Source organism: Pseudanabaena minima str. Chao 2107, from assembly GCF_051131155.1.
Lineage (GTDB): Bacteria > Cyanobacteriota > Cyanobacteriia > Pseudanabaenales > Pseudanabaenaceae > Pseudanabaena > Pseudanabaena minima.
In genome coordinates this window covers 1,002,154-1,023,340 of record NZ_CP159508.1, presented here as the reverse complement: position 1 = coordinate 1,023,340, position 21,187 = coordinate 1,002,154, and the positions used below count along the sequence as shown (strand labels likewise).

The following is a 21,187-nucleotide window of genomic DNA, read 5'->3' as shown; positions in this document are numbered from 1 at the left end:
ATTTCGTATATCGCAAGTCTCAGGATGGTGGGTCACAGACAAGGGGGGTAAGCCCCTTGTTCATCGAGCTATACGAGGAGACTTTGAATAGTTTTGAATAGTTCTTGCTCTAAATAGGGTTTGGTGAGATACCCTGAAGCTCCGAGCATCTGAGCAACACCGCGATGTTTAGCGCCACTGCGAGAAGTGAGCATGACAATGGGAATATTTAGATAGCGAGGATCTTTACGACAGGCTGCTAAGAATTCAAATCCATTCATGTTTGGCATTTCCACATCGCATAATACAGCTTGAATTTCAGAGGATCTTGTAAGTTGCTCGATCGCCTCACGTCCATCCCCTGCTTGCAATACTTGATAGCCAAACTTTTCTAAAGTCATATAAAGTGCTTGGCGAGCAGTGAGTGAATCGTCCACAATCAGGAGCGTTTTTCTTTGGACTGGTTTTGGTTTAGATTCTAGTAATGTTGGGGTAGAACTAGCGTTATTAGTAGACAAATATTCTCCCATCGTTTTCTGAGATGAATGCTTGATCGAGAACAAAGCTGAAGTATCAATTACAGGTACAAGTGTGCCATTGCCCAATACGGTACAACCATAAAGATAGGGTGGTGGTGCGATCGCTTTGCCAAAAGGCTTAACTGCTAATTCCTGCTCGTTGAGTACTCGATCTATCGGTAGAGCCACAATTTGATCCCCATTGGAAAATAGTAGCAAGGTAGTCTGATCTTCTTCAGTGAATGAGTCAGCATTAAATATATCCAAGGGTTGTTTGGGCAATGGATAACCATCTGCAAATAGGTCAGTGGGATATAAAGGAATTAACCGATCTTCAAAGTGGTAAAACTCTCTGCCTTGGATGACTTGGATTTCTTGAGCATCAATAGTGACAATTCCCAATAAAGTATCGATGGCGATCGCCAATAACCGATCTTGAATGCTGAAGATCATCAGCTTGGCAATACTCAAAGTGAGCGGCAATTTAATTGTAAAAGTTGTACCTTGCCCTATTTCTGACTTGATTTCAATTGAGCCTTTAAGGCTGCGGACTTGTTCTTGAACAGTAGATAGTCCCATCCCTCGACCTGACAACTCAGAAACGACTTCTGCCGTCGAAAAACTAGGCTCGAACAAAAACTGATAAACATCTTCGTTAGTGATCTGATCTGCTTTTTCTAATTCCAATAAACCAGTTGCGATCGCTTTAGCTTTAATCTTCGCGGGGTCAATGCCTTGACCATCATCCTTGATTTCGATATAGGTTTGATTACCACGATAATAAGCACGAATTTCAATGGTAGCAATCAAAGGCTTGCCAAGATCTAGACGTTTTTGAGTAGACTCGGTACCATGATCAAAAGCATTGCGAACTAAATGTACAAAGGGATCATAAAGTTTTTCTAGCACAGACTTATCAACTAATGTACCAGTACCAAATAGTTTAAGATTGACCTGTTTGTTATATTTATTGGACATCTCCCGCACCATGCGCGGTAAGCCGCTGAGGATGTCGCCCAAGGGCAACATCCTTGACCACAAGAGGTCATACCGTAATTGCTTGAGGATTTGCTGTTTGCGTCGTTGAGTTTGCTGCGTCTGCTGCATTAAAACCTTCATGTCGCGCATTCCTTCATCCATTTGAGCAATATCTTCAAGCGCTTCTTGGATAAAGCTATGCAGATGACCATAGGAATCCATTTGTAATGGATCGAAATCTGCTAGTAGACTAGCCGAAGCAGAAAAATTAGTGGGAATAGCATTAAGACGAGAAGAATCCACAGTTAGCTCTTGCGTTCTAACTTGCGATCGCTGCGCTTTATCTAGCCAAGTTTGAAGATTTTTAGACAGTTGATCAAAGCTTTTGAATTGTTTTTGAATGCGCTCAATTTTGGATTGAAGCTGCTGATTTTGAAGGACTGAGGCATTCTCTTGTGTTACTAATTCACTAGAAAAATTATTCAATCGATCTAATCTAGGCAAATCGACTCTAATGGTTTCGGCGATGTAAGGCGTGGCGGTTGTGGGAATACTGACAGTTTTTTTGGGAACGTAGTTGGCTAGTGTCTGCTTGGGAGGCTGTGTAGAACTAGCTAATGCAGAAGAAGGTTGCTCGGTTGGTGAAGGCTTTGTGGATTCAAAGAAATTAGATAATCCAGATATATCTGATACATCATCAGAATCATTTTTGCTTAGAGGTTTATTATCGGCTTCTAAATTTGATGGTGAAGATGGTGAAGATGGTGAAGTGGAAAAAATATCAAAGCTTTGATCTAGATCTAGCTGATCGATATCTACATCATCAAAATCTTCAAAGTTGTCAACTTCAGGTATTTCCTTCAATAGCTCTGAATTAATTGCATTAATTTCCGAGATATCATCAAGACGCTCAAATTCTTGATTGGCTGCAAAGATATCTAGATCAGCTTCTAGATCTGGTTCTAGGAAAAAATTATCCGAGACTAACTCTTTTTGCGTTTTTAGTTGAGCTTCTGGATTTATATCTAGCTGAGGTTCTGGAAATTTAATCTCATTTAGTTCATTTTCTAAAGATAGGAACCAATCATCAGCATTATCAAACTCCTCGACCTCAAAAGGAGATGGTTCCAACAAAGTTGTCATTGTTGTTGGTTGACTTGCCTGATCTTGAATAACTTGAGAAGGTGATGATTTTGTCAGAGCGATTAACTCTTGACTGAGTTGCCCACCTTGAGTGCGATCGCCTGCCAAAACCTCAGCACGGGCTGTCTCAAAATTAGCGATCGCCACTTTTCCTACTAAAATAGGATTATCAGGATTATGTTCGAGAGCTTCTAATGTCGCTTGGGCGATCGCTTTAAATCCAGACAAATTTAATAGTTCGCCAATCCCGCTAAATACTTCTATTTGCGCTCGAATCTCCCCTGTCACAGGTACGCCTTCAGGGTTCGCAAGGACATTTTGCAACCGTACAATTCCCTGTTGGACATCGCCTTCAAAAACGATCTGCACAATATCTACGCCTAACTCGGCTGCTGTCGGCAATTCAACATCTTCATCCGTATCCCCCAAATACATCTTTAGGACTTCAAATACAGGTTCGGCAGCAGCGATCGCTGAAGACGATTCGTAATGTCCTGATTGCAGTTGATCCATTAATGGTAACCGCAAACAGTCGTAAGCCTGTAATAACAATCCTTCCACATCGGCATCAATCTCGCCTTCAAAACGATATAGCGATCGGAAGACATCTTCCAATTGATGGGCGATGGTTTTAATGCCTTCTAGATTAAGGCTAGCTGAGCCTCCTTTAATGGAGTGCGCGGCACGCATAATCGCATGAATATTCGCAGTACTTCGGTCTTCGCGCAGAGATAGCAACCCAGCCTCAATCGTTTGCAAAAATTCAGGCGCTTCTTGCTTAAAAAATTGATAGGCTTGATCGTGAATTTCTGTTTCTGTACTATACATGGCTGCTATCCTGCTGCTTGTGACTGATTCTCTGTCCTGATTCTCTTTAATAGATTCTAAGCGCTGACTTTAAACTGAGCGACGCTAACTTGCAACTCTTCAGCAACTTGGAGTAACTCACTAAAGGCATCATTCAGTTTTTGGGCATAACTAGAGTTAGAAGTAGCGATCGCAGCTACGTTTTGAATTGTTTGGCTAGCTTGATTCGAGGTTTGTGATTGCAAAGCGGCTGCTTGAGAGATTTCTTTTACGAGTTGGTTAACCTGTTGACTGGAAGCCGAAATATCCGTCAGTTTTTGGCGAGTTTCTTCAACCAATTGTGCGCCACTGTTCACTTGTTTTGTCCCCAACGCCATTGCCTTAACCAGATCGTTAACTTGGGATTGGATTTCTTCAATTAATTGTCGAATTTCAGTGGTAGCTTTTGCTGAGCGTTGAGCAAGCGCTCGTACTTCGTTGGCAACTACCCCAAAGCCTTGACCTTCTTCACCAGCTCTTGCGGCTTCAATTGAAGCATTGAGAGCGAGCATATTTGTCTGGCTGGCAAAGCCACTAATCAGTTTGACGACCTTCGAGATCTTTTGTGATGCTTCTCCCAACTGTTGCACTTTTTCGGCAGTTTCTGATACAGTTTCGCGAATTGCGGTGAAACCTTCAACGGTACTGTTCATCGCCACATCACCTTCAAGCAATGCTTGGTTGGCTGATTCTACTTGTGCTTCGGCTTGGACTGCACGCATCTCTACACCTGCGATCAATTCGGTGAGTGTTTGGATACGCTCAAGGGTTTGAGAAATTGCAACTACCTGCTCCGTGGCTCCATCAGATACGTTTTGCATAGTTGGTTGATTTTGCAAAACGGTTTGAGAAACGGACTGAGAGGCAGATTGAACTTCTATTACTAACTTGCGAAGGTTTCTAATGGTGGCGTTATAGGAGTCAGCGATCGTCCCAATCTCATCTTCTGTTACTTTAGCGCGAATCGTTAAGTCGCCACGACTGATGGGATCAACTTCGATCAGCAATTCCAATGCTCGTTTTTGCAGAAACTCTGTGGCTCGCTTTTGTTCTTGAATTCGTAGTTCTGCTTCAGCCTGAGTAGCTTCTTGTCTGGCTTCAGCAATGCGTTCAGCCTCTAGTTGCTTTTCTGCAATTAGAACTTCTAGCTGCTCCGCCATGTTATTTAACTCTTGTGATAAAGTCCCAATTTCATCACGGCGATCGCTATCTGTTAAACGTTCGCTAACTTCCCCAGTACCAATCTTTTGGGTGAAACTAGACAAAAGACGTAGAGGACGTGCAAATGAAATGGCAACAATAATACCGATCGCACCAGCGACAAGAATTGAGATCCCGCCGATCGCATAACCTACATTGGATAGGCTACCAATAAATTCTTGAATTTCTGACAGAGGGCGACCTACATAAGCCATACCAACAGGCTTAGCATTACCATCAATTAGCTTACGATGATCGTAAAGAGGGGCATAGAATGTCAGATAGTTAATACCTGTGATATTGGTTTCCCCGACATATTCCGTGCCTTGTTTGAGGACAGCACTAGAAACCTCACGGGATGAACGTGTGCCGATCGCTCTAGTCTTGTCTGTTTTTTGTGTACTGGGATCAAAGTAAGGAACGTTGGTGGTAATGCGCCAATCTTGAGCGAAGATCGTCGCAGTGGGCATATTGTAGCGTTTTGAGAACTTGTCTACGATGCCATAGTTACGATTGAGTAATGCTCCCACCACGGCTGTACCAACGATTTTGCCCTTAACTTTGATGGGGTATACTGCCATGCTAATCAGTCCAGACTTACCCTGCTCAATTTCGTAAGTTCCTAAGGGTGCTGGCTGCTTAACTTCCGCAAGTCCTTGGATTGCTTGATTGCGAATTCCGATATTAGCAGGGGCTTCTAGTCCTAATTCCTTCAAATCTGATGGTTTTACTAGTTCGATGCCGTACATCGGGTTGCCTGTAGCGATCGCATTTTTGACAATTGGTAAATTTGCCAAATTGCTACCTGCGGGGATCGTTCCCTGTTTGTATAGCTGAGGAATTAGTTCTAGTTGATCTTTTTGATCTCTGGGCGCAAGTAATGGGAACTTGCTAAAATCTTCGTCAAGGATGAGCGTATTACCTTCAATAATGCGCCCACGGCTATCTGTGACAATCTTCACATTTTTAATGGATTCTGGATCAACACCTTCACTGCTCACTTGCAATAATGGTTGTAGACTAGCTCGTTTGGCTGCTAGTTCTGTAGCATCGTTGAGGTCAAAACTATTCGATTCGACCGCTTTGGCGATCGCTTCCGCATCCTGTTTAGCCTCGTTGTTTGTCCACATTACATATTCTGAAACAAAGAACGAACCTTTTTCCTGAACTGAAGTTCGTAGTTCTTTAAGAGAAGCTTGTTCTGAAGATTTGACAAGAATTTGGGTGACGATTAATACTGGCAAACCTGAAGCTAATAGCAGCACAATCGACAACTTCCACCTTACACTCAAGTTATTCCAAATTTGAGTTGGTAATTTCCAGAAGGGAACTTTGGCTTTAGATAGAGATGTAGTTCTCTCTGGTAATGAGATTCTAGTAATTGATCTTTGTGGGGAAATTTGCTCTGGATTCTCAGAGGAAGGAATTTCTGGCTTATCTTTAGTTAACATAATAATCTCTAAAATCTATAATCAAATCCATATTTAATTAAGTAGGCTAGTCAGTAGTTCTACTTGACTAGCCTCAACCTAAGCGACTTTGAACTGAGACACACTTACCTGTAAATCTTGAGCAACCTGCAATAGCTCAGAGAATGATCGCGCTACATCTTCAGACTGTTTTGAGGTATCCTCGGCGATCGCAGCAACATCTTGCATTGTCTGACCCATACGATCTGAAGTTCTAGTTTGGCTATCCGCAGCGATCGCAATTTCACGCACAATTGAGTTAACCTGCTTACTTACCATTGCAATCTGAGTCAGTTTTTCACGAGCATTTTGGACTAGCTTTGTCCCTGTGACTACTTGCTCAGTACCAGTCTCCATTGCCGCAACTACTTCGTTAGTCTGGGATTGAATCTCTTCTACAAGCTGCTCAATTTCCGCCGTTGATGTAGCAGACTGTTCAGCAAGGTCGCGTACCTCTTCCGCAACTACACTAAATCCTCGTCCTTCTTCACCTGCACGGGCTGCTTCGATCGCCGCATTCAGAGCTAACAAGTTCGTTTGGGCAGCAAAGTTACTGATTAAGTTAACAATTCGCGAAATCTTCTGCGAAGTCTCACCTAAACGTTTGACCTTCTTCGCAGTTTCCGAAACAGTTTCACGGATTTCGGAAATACCTTCAACTGTTCGGTTCATCGCTTCGTCACCTTCTTGGAGAACTGCTACCGCCATCTGCATCCCTTGTTCTGCTTGTTTGGCTTTAGTTTCTACACCTCGACTAGACTCAGCCATGACCTGAATTTCCTGTAGCGCCGAGTTGATTGATACTGACTGTTTCTGAGCTTCATTAGATACTGATCGCACAGACATTTCATTACTTGAAGCAGTTTGGGTTACGGATTGGGATGCAGCTTGTACATCTAGTACCAGTTTCCGTAAGTTACGAATAATTGCGTTGTAGGAGTCAGCGATCGTCCCCACCTCATCAGCCGTAACATTAGCTCGAATCGTCAAGTCACCTCGGCTAACAGGATCTACTTCCATCAGTAGCTCTAATGCACGGCGTTGCAAAAATTCTTTTTCTTGTTTCTGTTGTTCAGCCCGTTCATCCGCTTCGGCTCTTGCTTCTTGACGAGCATTTTCTAATCTTCCTGCTTCTTGTTGCTGGACTTCACTCAGATACTTAAGTTGCTCTGTCATCCCGTTGATGTTACTGCATAGTATCCCTAGCTCGTCTTCACTGGTAACTTCTAAACGAGTATCGAGATCACCCTGCCCGATTTTAGCTACGACTTTAGCAGCATTTTGAATTGGTTTCACGGCGCGATTAGCTAACCAAGCTGCGATTAAACCTACAACTACAGCCGAGATTAGACCACCAAGCAAAAACACCAAAGACAACTCTGATACTGCTTGAAAGGCAACGCCTTCGTCAGCAGTTAATATAAATTTCCAATTTAGGCTAGGCAATCCAGTTAGTTCAGGTGTGGGAGCATAACCAACTAATTTAAAACTCCCATCGGTAGACTTTATAGAAGTTTTAGAATCCGCCTTGTTATTGGTTATTAAACTGTTAATCCCTTCAAATGCCTCTGTTAGAGGTTTCCCAACTACAGCTTTGTCGCGAGAGACAAAAATTATGCCTTTGGCATCAACAATTTTATATCCACTATTCTTATTAGTCGTAGAGACTAGATCCTCAATGACTTTAACAGGAATACGAGTTCTTAACGCCCCGATAATTTGATTAGTTTCAGTATCTCTAATTGGGGCAGCAATTTCAATAGAGACCTTGCCTGAAGACTTCGATAATGCAGGTGGGTTGAGAACCGCCTTTCCAGTTTTGATTGCTTCTTGGAAGTAGGGGCGATCACTATAGTTACTAATAGGGGCTCCACCACGCATCTGTACAAGAGTATTACCCTGCAAATCAAATACGGCAATACTGTCGTAAACCCCATAATTCTCGGCATATTTTGTTAAAATTTCTGATCGCTCAGCCGTACTATAAATTTTTCGCACTTTAGGGTCAGTAAAAATTGGCAGGTTCGCCAACACCTGTGCATCACCATAACGTTCAAACATAAATCTAGATATTTTGTCTGCCGTTGAATTAGAAGCCTGTGTGTGACTAGTCCTCACCTGTGTTGTCACAGTATTGTCAGCAATTAAATATCCTGCAATTCCGACCAGCAAAACGGGAAATGAGCCAATCAGAATCGCCAGAACTGTTGATTTAGATTGCAAAGATAGCGATCGCCAGCCCCATTTCTTGGATTTTTTATCTTGTGGATTGTCTGGTGCGTCTTCTAGTAAATTTTCTAGAGAAATTACCTCTGTCTGGCTAATAGCTTCAGCATTATTATTTATATTGCCGCCGTTATTGTTTGATGCTTGAGGTTGATTTTTGGGTTGGTTATCTTGTGTCAACATCGCTGATTCTCCGTAATAATCTCAAAAATATTAAAAAATCTCAAAATAAAACTGATCTATGTCTAGATAATCTGGGCGATCGCATCGCCATCAAGCACCAAAAATGTCTCGTTACTACTACTCAACCAGTACCCCCGACAAACTTGCATCATTGCTGGATTTGCAAATATGAGTGCTGAAGTTTGGATTTTAGAAATATCACATTTCAACATCTGCCCTACATGTGAAACAGCAAAGCCAATAACATTATCTTGGCTACGCATAAATATGATATGACACTTGTCCTGAAATTTTTCCTGCTCATATTCCTGTGCATAGAGAGGTTTATACCCCAATAGGCTAGCCAAATCGACCACCCAAATCACATCTCCACGCCAGTTATATATCCCCATGACACTCTTGTCCAAACCTGCGATCGCCGTTATTTGTGACAAATTAGCCTTAACAATTTCTAATAACTGATGTGTAGGCAGTAAGGCTTGCTGCTCTGGCTCCAAACAAAAAGACAGAAACTGTTCAGTCGTAGTCTGGGATTTAGCTAGCGGATTTAAATTTTTCTGACTGCCAATCGTCTGATTTGTCATGGCGATCGCCTTCCTAATCTTTTACTAATAATTTAATCGTGCGGATCAGTTCAGCAACATCTACAGGTTTAGTTAGATAAGCCGAAGCTCCTTGTTTCATGCCCCAAAACTTGTCCATCTCGCCACTTTTGGTTGAACAAAGGATGATCGGAATATCTTTTGTTTCAGGTTTGTCTTTGAGATCTCGGCACAATTCAAATCCACTTTCATTAGGTAACACCACATCCAAAACAATGGCACTAGGCTTCTGTTGACTAATCTTTGCTCTAGCTTCATTACCACTCATCGCCAAGATCGTATTAAAACCAGCATTTTTGAGACTTCCTGTAATAATCTCTGCTTGGGTCATTGTGTCTTCGACCACTAAAATCGTACTCATATCTAAATTGTTTCCTTTACTTTTACTGTTTTATTTACTGTTTTGATGAATTGAGTTGATTGAGCATTTCTGCAAACTAGATAGTTTCAGGTATTTGCAAAAACTTTCGCAGCATTTGCAGAACTTTTGCAGGATCTGGTGGCTTACTCAAAAAATCCGATGAACCAGCCATTTTAGCTCTTACTCGATCAATCATCCCATCGCGTCCCGTCAAAATTACAATAGGGATTTCCTGAAATGTGGTAGTTTTTCGGAGAAAAGTACATAGTTCATAGCCATTAGTATTAGGCATAATCAAATCCAGAAAAATCAAATCAGGCTTACGTTGTAATAAAGTACTAACACTTTGTAAGGGGTCAGTAATTCCCAGAACTTCATAGCCCAAAGGTTCAAGGATGCGACGCATTTCGATTGCCACTTGAGGACTGTCATCAATACAAGCTATTAAACCTCTAAGCGGGACATCCTTGGGCTTATTGGGTAATTTCCAATTTGGGGAAGTCCAATCCTCAACCTCTTGAAAAGCGACAATTCCATCTACCACCAGAGGCAACAGCGATCGCATCACGGCAATCATGGAGCAATGCATAATAATCGACATATCCCACAGAGTGTTCTTGCCATTTAAAATTTTCTTAAGAGTTTTATAGGTTTTGACTGAAATTGCGTCAGCTTTGAGCATCACATCTAACTGATCTGGATTAGCTATATAGGGGGCTAAATCAAAAGAGAATCCCTGAATCATATTCTGTACATGGGATAACCCTGCCTGCTGCCACCTCATTTGGGCGGCAACAACATTATCTAAAGTCTGTACCGCAGGCAAAGCAACAATTGGTTTAAATGCCAGAGCTTCTAGGGGTTTCCAAGATGATTTCGGCTGTTTTTGTTCGCTTAAACTATAAAACACCTCATGAATACTCGCTTGGATGATTGCCCGCGCCTGTTCAGTTGTCAGTAGATGGTCTTGAATAGCTTGCTCGATGATCTTTAGCTCCCAAGCTTCCTTCGTGGGCTGGGCTTGGGCGAGCAATTCTTGAATATTTACATGAGGTGAATGCTGACGGATTGCTCTTGCCAGCCGTCGAACGCGATGCTTGCCCCCTGTTGCATACACTAACCGCCCTAAATAAAAATACACGTTCCATACAGGATCTTCTTCTTGATCCCCAGTGACCAACAATTCGCCTGTAGCCTGTTGAAACAGAACATGTATCTGCTTCAAATCTTGAATAAATTTAGGTTGCAATTGGGCTGATGTATCCACTTGAGCAAGTCTGGTAAGTAACATGTACAATCGGTCACGAGAATCACTGGCAATTAGGATATGTTCATTTCTCTTTACTAACTATCAGCATAAATATTTATTTTACTTTCTAGGGTAATCACAAAACAATCATTAACTAACTATAGAATATTACAGATATATTTACAAAGGTAACAAAGATAACTTTAAAGTAAATTTTCTCGCTTGAGTGAGTTTTAGAAGACTCATTTCAGAGTTACTACTATACTATAGGAATTATTTTTTTGCTCTCTGGTAAACAATTATTTAGAAATTCTCACTACTATAATTTTATGGAAATTAATTTATATTGCTTGATCCAAACCTAAATTGTAAAACAAGCTTTGAAGCAAAAGATTATGTTTCTTATTCTTTTTGACTGATTAAAACAAGTCTAATTTGTTAAAGACAGACATAAAAATTGTGTTTTTTAATTTTTAAGGTGCAGAGAATTAGCTTACTTGGTTTGTTTTAAGAAGTTGTATTTTTTAGCATCATAGCTAAAGTAACTAACTAGATACATTAACTATGAATACTTAGAGGTATAGCAAAAATTTGGGGTATGCTATCCCTCTAACACAATTTTAAAACTACTTACTCATGCCTTTCATTGAATAGTATTTTGGTGTTTTACTAGACTAATATCACCTATTGATAACTCGGTATACTAATTCACTTACTGTTATATAAAAGCATCCAATATAAAAATCATCAGTGACTTTAAATTAGACTGAAGGTTTTGTCAAGAAAACGTATTAAACCAAAAGTCAATTCATATGACTTAGGATTTTATTATTAGGATTATTTTTGTGATAGGTTTACCAATAGTATTCATTGCCCAAATATCTAGCTAAGAATAGTTAATAAGTTTCAGAATTGATTAGGTTATTAACTGAAGCTTAGTAACATTTGTAACAGTATGATTGGAAAGTGATTATACATAAAAAGTGATTTATTGCTTAGATTTAAAGCCTATTTAGGGTTTGTGTAGTACAGATAAATTTTGAGAAAGCTTGCTTCGCAAGTTTCCTCAAAATTTATCTAGGTTTTGAGAAAGCGCAAAACGCTGCATCGCCTATGAGTATATTCATAAACTATGAAAAAGTAGTTCTAGTAAAGTTCCAGTCAGGTTTTTAGATTTACATCTTGTCATAATCAAGATATAAATTGCCATAGTTACAATCTCTAATTTTTGGTAATTTATCTAAACAAGACAAATGAAAAATACAACAAATATATGACAAATATCTTAAAAAATCGACTTTATCGTACTTAGGATATAAAACCCAAATAAATAAAAGTAGTACGAAATGCTACCTTTATTTATTTGAGGTAATGATAGAGCAGCAAAATTCTTCGTAGCAATTTTGAAATTCCAAACAAAAACTTATGAACTTAAAGTAGAATTTGGCTAAGGGATGTTTAGATATAAATTTTATAAAATTCTGCGGTTGTGCCTATGTATGCTAATAGTCAGGAAGTTTCGCTTGAACAGGCAATCATCCGTTCTCCCTTAACGATCTCAGCAAATGCGACAGTTGCAGATGCGATCGCCTTGATGAGTGTAGGTAGTCAAGCTTGCGATCTACTATGCGAAATTGACTCAGCGACAAATTTACAATTAGCACATGCTCAGAATAGTTGCATTTTAGTAACTGAAGAAAAAAAACTAATTGGGATTTTGACAGAACGTGATCTGATTAAGCTTTGTGGACAAAATGCTAATCTAGACAACTTAGAACGAAATTTAGAGCAAATAGATCAAAATCCATTCCAAAATTCAACATGTAATCTAATTGAAACGGCGATCTTTGAGGTGATGACATATCCAGTACAGTCACTATTGGAATGGGAATTTACCGATATACTGGTGCCGATTAACCGCTTCCATCGTTATAGCATTCGACATTTACCCCTAGTAAATGATCATGGTGAAGTCGTTGGGTTGCTTACCCATGAGAGTTTGCGGCAGTTGTTGCGACCTATTGATATGTTGCGCTTACGTCAGGTTAGAGAGGTAATGATTACCGATGTAGTTTATGCAAAGCCTACAACTTCAGTCTCAAAAATTGCGAACTTGATGTTACAACAGAAAGTTAGCTCGGTAGTAATTGTCTCAGAGTGTGATGGTGGTTTATATCCTGTAGGCATTGTTACTGAAGGCGATATCGTTCAGTATCTGGCTCTAGAGTTAGATCTAGTAACAACATCTGTAGATGTTGTCATGAGCTTCCCTGTAGCAACAGTCAGTCGAGATGAGACATTGTGGGCAGTGCGGGAGACTATGCAAGAGCAGATGATTAATCATTTAATAGTTACTAATAGCGATGGACAAATGGAGGGAATCATCGGTCAAAGTGATCTACTAAGGACACTGCAACCAACTGAGATTTATAAATTAGTCTCTGTCCTAGAATCAAAAATGTCTTGTCTAGAGCAAGAGAAACTAGAAATACTCCAAAATCAGAATAAGTTATTAGAGAGTCAAGTACAAGAAAGGACATCTGCACTAGCTGATAGTGATAATATGTTTCGTCAATTTGCTGACCATAATCGAGCGGTGATCGTTATTCGTGAAGCTCGATCTAATAAAGTTGTGTATGTAAGTCCTAGATACTCAGAAATATGGGGGCAACCAAGTGAGAATTTATATCAAAATCCTAATGTATGGATGCAATCGATTCATCCTGAAGATATAGATAGAATTAATCAAGCTCATGCTTTCACTGCTGATAGTGGAGCCTTTAGTGAAGAGTATCGGATTGTGCGTCCTGATGGAGAAATTCGATGGATATGGGGACGGTGCTTTCCTTTAAAAAATTCCCAAGGGAACATTGAGCAAATTGCGGCGGTCGCCGAAGACATCAGCGATCGCAAAATTGCAACCATAGCTTTACAACAGAGTGAACAACGCTTGAGAGCCAGTGAATCTCTGTTAAGTGCAATGTTTGAGCGTTCAGTTGTGGGTATGGCGATTACTGATGCTAACGGTAGATTTGTGCGGACTAACCCTTTCTATCAACAAATGGTTGGCTATTCTGAAAGTGAATTGCAGTTAATGCGATTTACTGACAATATGCTGCCTGAAGACATCGAAGATAACTTGAGGTTGCGTACTCAAGTCCTATCTGGAGAAAGTGAAGGCTATCAAATGGAAAAGCGTCTTTTACATCGAGATGGCAAGATGCTATGGGTGAGAACAACTAGTTCTAAAATCTTAGATGAAGTCGGTCAGCCGCCACTTTTTGTTGGTGTTATTGAAGATATTAGCGATCGCAAACAAGCTGAAGAATCTTTGCGTAGTACAGAAATTGAACGCCAAGAAGCGATCGAAGCCCTCTATCAACTCAATCAGCAATTAGAGTCTAGGGTTGAGCAACGTACTCAAGAGCTTCAGTGCGCCAATCAACAATTAATAGAAACCAATGCTGAGCTAGCGAGAGCAACTAAGCTCAAAGATGAGTTTCTGGCCAATATGAGCCATGAACTCCGCACACCACTCAATGCAATTTTGGGTATGTCTGAAGGCTTGATGACGACAGTATTTGGTGATCTCAATGAACGACAGATGCGATCGCTATCTCTAATTGAAACTAGTGGTCGTCATCTATTGGCTTTAATTAATGACATTTTGGATGTTGCTAAAATTGGTGCAGGTAAATTAGATTTGGAACTTAGCTCTGTAGAAGTAGAGTATCTTTGTAAATCTAGTCTCAACTTTGTCAAGCAAGTAGCCAACCAGAAAAATATTCAGCTTAAATTGGCGATCGCACCTAATATTCAGACATTTTTAGCTGATGAGCGTCGAATGAGGCAAGCTTTGATTAATCTGCTCAGCAATGCGGTTAAGTTCACTCCAAAAGATGGAAAAGTCTCCTTAGAAGTGAAACTTCAGAAAATAGAAACATCAAAATCATCAGAATTAACTGTCAAATGTTCCTATGCACTAGTTTTCTCCATAATCGACACAGGTATTGGTATTTCTCCAACAGATATTAGTAAGTTATTTCAAGCTTTTGTTCAGATTGATAGTAGTCTAAACCGTCAATATGCAGGTACAGGACTAGGACTTACTCTAGTCAAACAAATTGCAGAACTGCATGGTGGATCTGTGAATGTCACTAGTCAAGTTGGCGAGGGAAGTTGTTTTTCGATAATTGTGCCCTATAGAGAGAGCGTTAACTTAGAGAATATCAGTCCCATTAATGATTTAGCTGACGATCATCAATATATAAACAACCTAGATAACAGTTTAGAGAATATTTTAGAGAACAGTTTATCAGCTGATGCTTCGATTTTGCTAGCAGATGATAATCCAATTAATATTGAAACCTTCTCTAATTATTTAACTTGTCGAGGATATCGGCTAATTTTTGCCACTAATGGTCAAGAGGCGATTGATATGATTATTGATCAAAAGCCCGATCTAGTTCTAATGGATATTCAAATGCCAGTCCTAGATGGGATTAGCGCGATCGCCCAGATTCGGGCAAATCCAAATATTAACCATGTTCCAATTGTTGCTTTAACTGCTCTTGCTATGGAAGGCGATCGCGAAAAATGTTTAGCAGTTGGTGCGAATGAATATCTCGCTAAACCTGTGAAACTATCTCATCTAGTTAAAATTATTCAACAACAACTCCAGAAAAAACGTAATTAATGGTGCTACGCATTACAGCAAGAAATTTTTTGAACGTGTTGCAAAGCAACACGTTCAAAAAATTTCTTGCTTGGGTTTAAGCGCAAAACTAGGACATAAACCCAAAAGAATAATTGGCGGCGCTTCGCGCCGCCAATTATTCTTTTGGGTTAAAGCAAACTATTGCCAAGTTTGGCGGAATGCTTTGACCACTTGATCCATACCCACCGATCGCGAAGCCTTAAAGAGAATCCGATCGCCACTTTTGACTTTCTGTAAAAGCGTCTGCGTGATATCTTCATAGGACTGACAAGCGATCGCATATTTTAACGATCCATTGGCTCCCGCTAAAATGGCATCTGCCTCGCCATCGGTCAAGATAATCGCTCCTTCAATTCCCAATTTACTAATCGCTTCACCAACTTGACGATGTAATTGAGTAGACATTTCTCCCAATTCCTTCATCGTTCCCAATACTGCCCAATGACGCTTGGCAGGCATATCCGCAAGTTGTCTTAGAGCTGCCAACATTCCTTCAGGGGAAGCGTTATAAGTCTCATCAAGAATGATCACATCTTGAGGTAACTCGTATAATTGTGCTCTGCCAAAGGGTAGATCGAGTTTCCCTAACCCTTGTGTTGTTCTAGCCCAGTCAAGATTTAAAGCCTTGAGAACGGCTAAACCTGCCAAAAAATTTAAAGCATTATGCCGACCTGGTAAGGGTAATTCCCATGTTAAACCCTCTACCTGTAACTGATTATCAATCAGTTCCCCATTGATATCGCCAGTTCCTAAACCATAGGTAAGTGTTTTCCCCTCCCAAACCTTGCTTGCAGTTTCCAGTAAAAGAGGATTACTTGCATTTAAAACAACCGTGCCAGTGGGAGGTGTCTCCGCTAAAAGTTCACATTTAGCTTGGGCGATCGCCTCCCTTGAGCCCAATCTCCCAATATGCGCTGTCCCAACATTGGTAATTACACTTACGGTTGGCAAAGCCGTTTTCGCAAGACGCTCAATTTCACCTAAACCACGCATTCCCATCTCTACGACTACAAAATCATCCTGATCAGGGTTGATCGCCATTAAGGTTTGCGCTACACCAATATCATTATTATGATTAGCCTGACTCTTGTGGACTCGATGATCGTCAGTGACGTAGCAAGCCAACATACTCGCAATAATTTCTTTAGTGGTAGTTTTGCCCACGGAGCCAGTAATTGCTACGACTGGGTTTGAAAACTGCGATCGCCACCAGCGAGCTAGATCTTGATAAGCTGCGATCGTATCGTCAACTGCTAGTACAGGCAAACCTGTGGCAGCAATGGAGCTAGCCCATTCACGACTAACGATCGCTGCTACTGCGCCTTGGGCGATCGCCTGAGCTACAAACCCATGACCATCGAAATTTTCGCCTATTAGAGCCACAAATAACTCACCAGCTTTGAGTTTGCGACTATCGGAAATAACGCCTCTTATCTCTTTGTTTTGCGCGTTTTCGTCAATATTGGCAACCGTTGCCGATGTGATGGCGATCGCTTGGCTAATCGTACAAATACAGGTCATGCTTAATTTTTTCTGTTCGTAGCTGTTCTAAGCTGAGGATTGAAAGCCTGACCTTAACAAGAAAGCCATACAAAGCATGGCTTCCTTATTAAGGTAATAAGCTTAATATCATTAGCTTTATTATTATCAGGCTTCAGGCAGCACATCATCACCAAACATTTCATTCAAAATTGTGAGATATGGCTCAAACTCTTGGACATGCTCTTTAGCAAGATGATTATGCATTTCTTGAGCAAGTAATCTCAATAAAGTGCGTACTAGTTCCCAACTAACTTTTAAAGGTGGATAGAGCATGACACAGAGAGGAAAAAGCTCTTGCTGAATTGAAGAAACGCTTTTTTCTAGCGCACAGAGACAAAGATAAACTTGGAACATCTCAATATCTCGTAAGCTCGAAATACGAACTTGAGGTGAACTCAGCACCCCACTATGGCACTGATAGTCAGAATGCATGATCAGGGTTTTCTGAGAAACTTGCCGCGCAATTTCACTGGTTAATGTCAGCAAATGACGCACCGACACTAACGCGGTATCCTCATATTCCAAATTCCCAGCCGCTTCGTAACATCTTTGCAAAGGCATGTAGAGATGATCATCAATGACTTTGAAGTAGGAGTTTACCATCAGTTTTTCTAGGGGTGGCAGTGAATCGAGCAGTAGCTGTCCACTGTAATGAAACTGCATACTCACAAACCCGATCGCCCTTGGATCAACCGACGTGTATTTTTTGCGAATCTTTCCAACACTTTGGGCGATCGCTACGGAAAGCTGACCAACTGTAGGTAGTTGTGTGTGACTTTCTAGCTTCAGATTCTGTCCATCGGTGTTCAAGTCTATTTGGACTAGTCGAGAATGCGAATTCTCTGTGTATATATTGAGAGCTTGCTCCAATAAAAAACGAGAGTCTGTGGCGATTTGCCAAGGATCAATTAAATCTGCGGAAATACCGTGGGCTTGCAACTGCCCCATCAGCAGATTCTCGGTCTTCGCCCATGCTTGAGCGCTGGAAAACCGTAAAGACTGCAATAAATTTGCCGCAGTAGTTTTACGTCTCTCTGGTGAGAGAATCTCCCCCAAATTATTAGATTTAATATCTTGCTTGGGTGAATCCGCTTGCAGATTTTGAATATACTTCTTTGCCCAAATATTCGCGAGAGTCGGAACAGAAGCACTGCTAACATTGTGAAAATCTTCCGCTAGATTATCTACAAGGGTATGTCTGATCATTTAGACTCCGAAAGTAAAAACTTTTTTTAAATTACTCCCATTATATTTCTTGTACCCAAAATAATTAAGGTTTAGTTAAAATACTTAGGGCTTGCTGAAAAAGAGACTAAGGGAAAAGTAGTGGGCAAAGAGGAAGGGGATAATACTTTGAGTGTCTACAAGGAAATTGCCAAGAAAAAGAATTAAAGTTAAAAAGGGGTTTCCAAGAAGGAAGAACAAAGAGTTGCCAGCAAAAGATAAACCAAGACAAACCGAAAAAAGCAAGCTGCTTGAGCAGCGCTTCCAAATTCATCACCAAGAAAGTGATAGCGATCGCCGTTTCCGATGTATTTGCCAACTTGGACATGACGCGATTTAGACTGAACCGTCGTTTAGCCAGTCCAAACTTACCTTCAATTTGATTGCGAACCTTAGCATCTTCGAGAGTCTGCTTGCGAATAGCCGCCAACTCATCGGGTACAGGTCTGCCCAAAGGCGGAGCCGTAATCCGAATACCGAGATTTCGACAATAGGCGCGATTGCTGCGAGTGCGGTAAATCTGGTCAACGTAAACCGCTTCAGGATAATGTCCAAAGCGAGATTTAAACAATGCTACTTGTTGCTGCAAATCCCCCGATTCATTGAAGTTATCCCAACTGAGATGGTCGAGAAAGGCATGACCATCGACACAACTAACTGAGAGTTTAGCGCCAAACTCCACAGGTGTTCCTGCCTTACCTCTGACAATCGGACGTACATGAGGTTGCGTAATACTGACGATGCGGTCATCTATGCGATGACCACCTTGCTCGTACATCCATTGTTGTTGCCGATATACTTCACTGACGACTAGCAAGTTCCGATAGAGACTCCTCTTCAATTCCGATAGCTTTGCCCCTGCGGCAATTAGAGTGTCAATATGGGCAAGATTGCGACGCACATATCCCAACTGTTGGCGCAATGCTTTGCGAATCCTTTTACGATTGGGTTGGCGTTGTTTGGCAATTTGGAGATACGCTGTCCTTGCTTCACGGCGATAGGTGCGTGGTTTCTTCGCTAATTGTTCTTTCACTTGTTGGTAAAGAGCATCAATCACTATTTCCGTTTGTTCTCTTGCTTCGTTCAACAGTTTGATGTCAGTGGGATAACGGATGTCGGATGGCGCGACTGTTGCATCTAGCAGCAATTTTCCTTGGTTTGCTGGTTCTGGTTCTTTCTGTTCCTTTTCTATATTCTGCTCTTCTAACTTCTCTTCTATCTCTTCTCTTTCTTCTTTCTTGTACTGCTTTGCTTCCTTCTCTTTTTGTCCCGACTCTTTATACCAAATCACAAAAGAGAGGCAACAGATAGAGCATCCAGTATGGAATCTCTACCGACAAGAGAAGCAATTACAGATTTAGTCATTTCGGAGAGACGATTCTTGACCAAAAGCCGCAACTCATCCATATTTTTGGGTAAAGAAAATCTCAACCCTTGCTTCAAATGTAGCCAAACCCGCTCAATTGGGTTTAATTCTGGAGAATGAGCAGGCTGAAATATCAAAATGATATTGTGAGGTAATCGTAAACGCTTAGCCCGATGACAACCAGCCTGATCAACTTGCAAGATAATTATGCTGTCTGCAAATTTCTCTGATACAAGGTCTAGAAATATTTGAAAACAGTCAGTGTTGAGATGACTAAATTCATAGAAAAAGCTTTCTCCCGTCGCAGGTTCGACGATGCCGTATAACCATGTAGCCTGAAACTGCCACTGGACTTTTGCCTTGGGTTTGACCCCACGAGCCGTTATTTTACGACCACTGATGGTTTTCAAACCAATCCTTGTTTCGTCTTGACAAAAGAATCGGACTTTTCCCGTTAATCCCAACACGGTCACGGCATACCATGCCACCATGGCTAGGTTATCCGAGAGTTTTTTTTATATTCCTCGCGTTGCCCTTGGTTTTGACTGGCGCTATAGGGACGGGCTACCTTTGGTTTTGCCTTCATTCGGTAATGCACCAAGTCATGCACATTTTTATAGGTACTTTCGATTCCTAGTTTTTCCTGTAGCCATTGTCGTATCTCTCCGTAGCTATTAAATCCTTTTTCCTGTTGCAGTTGTTTGTCCAGTGCTTTTTGCGCCCAATCTGGGATTTTGGGTATTCTGCCTACTCTTGGTTTATGGCTTAGTATTCCTGCTATTCCTCCCTCTCGATATCCTCTGATCCACTCTTGCACTGTGCTACGGTTTCTCCCGATTAGTTGAGCGGCGGCTTGCACTGTGCCAGCTTGCTTGCTTTTCAGTAAGTACAATACTTGCACTCGTTCTTTATCTGAGCCTGTTTTCTGCCGCCCTAGCATCTCTTTTAGCTCTTCTTCGCTTTCACTTATTTCTAATCTATATACCCCTGCCATTTTGTTATCCTCTTTCTCCTTTTTCTCTTATATCATCTGTTGCCTCTTCTTTGTGTTTTGGTATTAGGAGGCTTCACAATCCGTTCGTTGATTCTGCCCACGATCTCTAGATTCAATCGCTTGCGGAAATGTACCATCATGCTTGCTTCAAATGGGGCGTTGTCGCTGTACTCTGATAAGCCTAGGAAGTATTGTAAATATGGATTCTCACGAATTTGTTCTACTGTCTCTTCGTCACTTGTTCCTAGCTTCTCTTTGATGATCAGCGCCCCAAGTGCTATCCGAAATGGTTTTGCTGGTGCTCCTTGTCCTTCGCTAAATTGTTCTGCATATTCATTCTCAAATTCTTCCCACGGCACTAGTTCTGCTAATCTTACCCATCGATTTTCTCCTGATAGTTTGCCGCCAAATGGTAAGTAGAAGTTCTCGAATGATAGCTGTCCTGTGGGGGATTGTCGGTACATGCAATTTTATTGGTGCAAGGGTTTTTCTAGCTTTTCTTGCTTTTTCTTGCATTTTATCTGTTTTCGTTCTCCTTAGAAACCTTTGCTTGTATGCTTTTCTTGCTTTTTCAGTAAGCCCTACTTATC

General features: G+C 41.1%; 11 protein-coding genes and 2 pseudogenes. 1 reads left to right on the top strand and 12 read right to left on the bottom strand.

The window, feature by feature from the left end; translation table 11 throughout:
* Positions 1-68: 68 nt before the first annotated feature.
* The 6 genes from ABM313_RS04365 to ABM313_RS04340 all read right to left on the bottom strand — a co-directional run bounded on the left by ABM313_RS04365 (position 69) and on the right by ABM313_RS04340 (position 10,796).
* The gene (locus ABM313_RS04365) at positions 69-3,446 is read right to left on the bottom strand and encodes a response regulator (protein ID WP_434686470.1); all 3,378 of its coding nucleotides are present in this window, start codon (positions 3,444-3,446) and stop codon (positions 69-71) included.
* Between the two features lie 56 nt (positions 3,447-3,502).
* A complete protein-coding gene (locus tag ABM313_RS04360) occupies positions 3,503-6,115 on the bottom strand; it encodes a methyl-accepting chemotaxis protein (protein WP_434686469.1) in 2,613 nt (870 codons plus the stop codon).
* A 78-nt stretch (positions 6,116-6,193) separates the two neighbouring features.
* Complete coding sequence (locus ABM313_RS04355; protein WP_434686468.1) at positions 6,194-8,542, bottom strand: methyl-accepting chemotaxis protein; 2,349 nt, start codon at positions 8,540-8,542, stop codon at positions 6,194-6,196.
* Between the two features lie 62 nt (positions 8,543-8,604).
* A complete protein-coding gene (locus ABM313_RS04350; RefSeq protein ID WP_434686467.1) occupies positions 8,605-9,126 on the bottom strand; it encodes a chemotaxis protein CheW in 522 nt (173 codons plus the stop codon).
* Positions 9,127-9,139: 13 nt separating this feature from the next.
* Positions 9,140-9,505: a response regulator transcription factor gene (locus tag ABM313_RS04345; protein ID WP_434686466.1), complete on the bottom strand. Its 366-nt coding sequence runs from the start codon at positions 9,503-9,505 to the stop codon at positions 9,140-9,142.
* A 76-nt stretch (positions 9,506-9,581) separates the two neighbouring features.
* Entirely contained in the window at positions 9,582-10,796 is a 1,215-nt protein-coding gene (locus ABM313_RS04340; protein ID WP_434686465.1) for a response regulator, read from the bottom strand.
* Positions 10,797-12,249: 1,453 nt separating this feature from the next.
* Between ABM313_RS04340 and ABM313_RS04335 the strand changes: the two genes are divergently transcribed.
* Complete coding sequence (locus ABM313_RS04335; protein WP_434686464.1) at positions 12,250-15,450, top strand: PAS domain S-box protein; 3,201 nt, start codon at positions 12,250-12,252, stop codon at positions 15,448-15,450.
* 159 nt (positions 15,451-15,609) lie between these two features.
* Here ABM313_RS04335 and ABM313_RS04330 read toward each other — a convergent pair whose 3' ends face one another.
* The 6 genes and pseudogenes from ABM313_RS04330 to ABM313_RS04305 all read right to left on the bottom strand — a co-directional run.
* On the bottom strand, positions 15,610-16,992 hold the full coding sequence (locus tag ABM313_RS04330; RefSeq protein ID WP_434686463.1) for a UDP-N-acetylmuramoyl-tripeptide--D-alanyl-D-alanine ligase: 1,383 nt from the start codon (positions 16,990-16,992) through the stop codon (positions 15,610-15,612).
* A 126-nt stretch (positions 16,993-17,118) separates the two neighbouring features.
* Entirely contained in the window at positions 17,119-18,219 is a 1,101-nt protein-coding gene (locus ABM313_RS04325; RefSeq protein WP_434686462.1) for a hypothetical protein, read from the bottom strand.
* A gap of 106 nt (positions 18,220-18,325) precedes the next feature.
* Positions 18,326-19,516 (bottom strand): annotated as a pseudogene (locus ABM313_RS04320) (IS5 family transposase); the annotation flags it as partial.
* Positions 19,517-19,524: 8 nt separating this feature from the next.
* Positions 19,525-20,094 carry an IS630 family transposase gene (locus ABM313_RS04315; protein ID WP_434683804.1) on the bottom strand — a complete coding sequence of 190 codons (570 nt, stop codon included), beginning with the start codon at positions 20,092-20,094 and terminating at the stop codon, positions 19,525-19,527.
* Positions 20,095-20,096: 2 nt separating this feature from the next.
* Complete coding sequence (locus ABM313_RS04310) at positions 20,097-20,597, bottom strand: helix-turn-helix domain-containing protein (protein WP_434683803.1); 501 nt, start codon at positions 20,595-20,597, stop codon at positions 20,097-20,099.
* A 71-nt stretch (positions 20,598-20,668) separates the two neighbouring features.
* Positions 20,669-21,061 (bottom strand): annotated as a pseudogene (locus ABM313_RS04305) (transposase); the annotation flags it as partial.
* Positions 21,062-21,187: the final 126 nt, after the last annotated feature.

Bases quoted from the DNA above. Each gene is read 5' to 3' on its own strand.
- ABM313_RS04365 (WP_434686470.1), bottom strand. From the start codon at position 3,446: ATGTATAGTACAGAAACAGAAATTCACGATCAAGCCTATCAATTTTTT.
- ABM313_RS04360 (WP_434686469.1), bottom strand. From the start codon at position 6,115: ATGTTAACTAAAGATAAGCCAGAAATTCCTTCCTCTGAGAATCCAGAG.
- ABM313_RS04355 (WP_434686468.1), bottom strand. From the start codon at position 8,542: ATGTTGACACAAGATAACCAACCCAAAAATCAACCTCAAGCATCAAAC.
- ABM313_RS04350 (WP_434686467.1), bottom strand. From the start codon at position 9,126: ATGACAAATCAGACGATTGGCAGTCAGAAAAATTTAAATCCGCTAGCT.
- ABM313_RS04345 (WP_434686466.1), bottom strand. From the start codon at position 9,505: ATGAGTACGATTTTAGTGGTCGAAGACACAATGACCCAAGCAGAGATT.
- ABM313_RS04340 (WP_434686465.1), bottom strand. From the start codon at position 10,796: ATGTTACTTACCAGACTTGCTCAAGTGGATACATCAGCCCAATTGCAA.
- ABM313_RS04335 (WP_434686464.1), top strand. From the start codon at position 12,250: ATGTATGCTAATAGTCAGGAAGTTTCGCTTGAACAGGCAATCATCCGT.
- ABM313_RS04330 (WP_434686463.1), bottom strand. From the start codon at position 16,992: ATGACCTGTATTTGTACGATTAGCCAAGCGATCGCCATCACATCGGCA.
- ABM313_RS04325 (WP_434686462.1), bottom strand. From the start codon at position 18,219: ATGATCAGACATACCCTTGTAGATAATCTAGCGGAAGATTTTCACAAT.
- ABM313_RS04315 (WP_434683804.1), bottom strand. From the start codon at position 20,094: ATGGTGGCATGGTATGCCGTGACCGTGTTGGGATTAACGGGAAAAGTC.
- ABM313_RS04310 (WP_434683803.1), bottom strand. From the start codon at position 20,597: ATGGCAGGGGTATATAGATTAGAAATAAGTGAAAGCGAAGAAGAGCTA.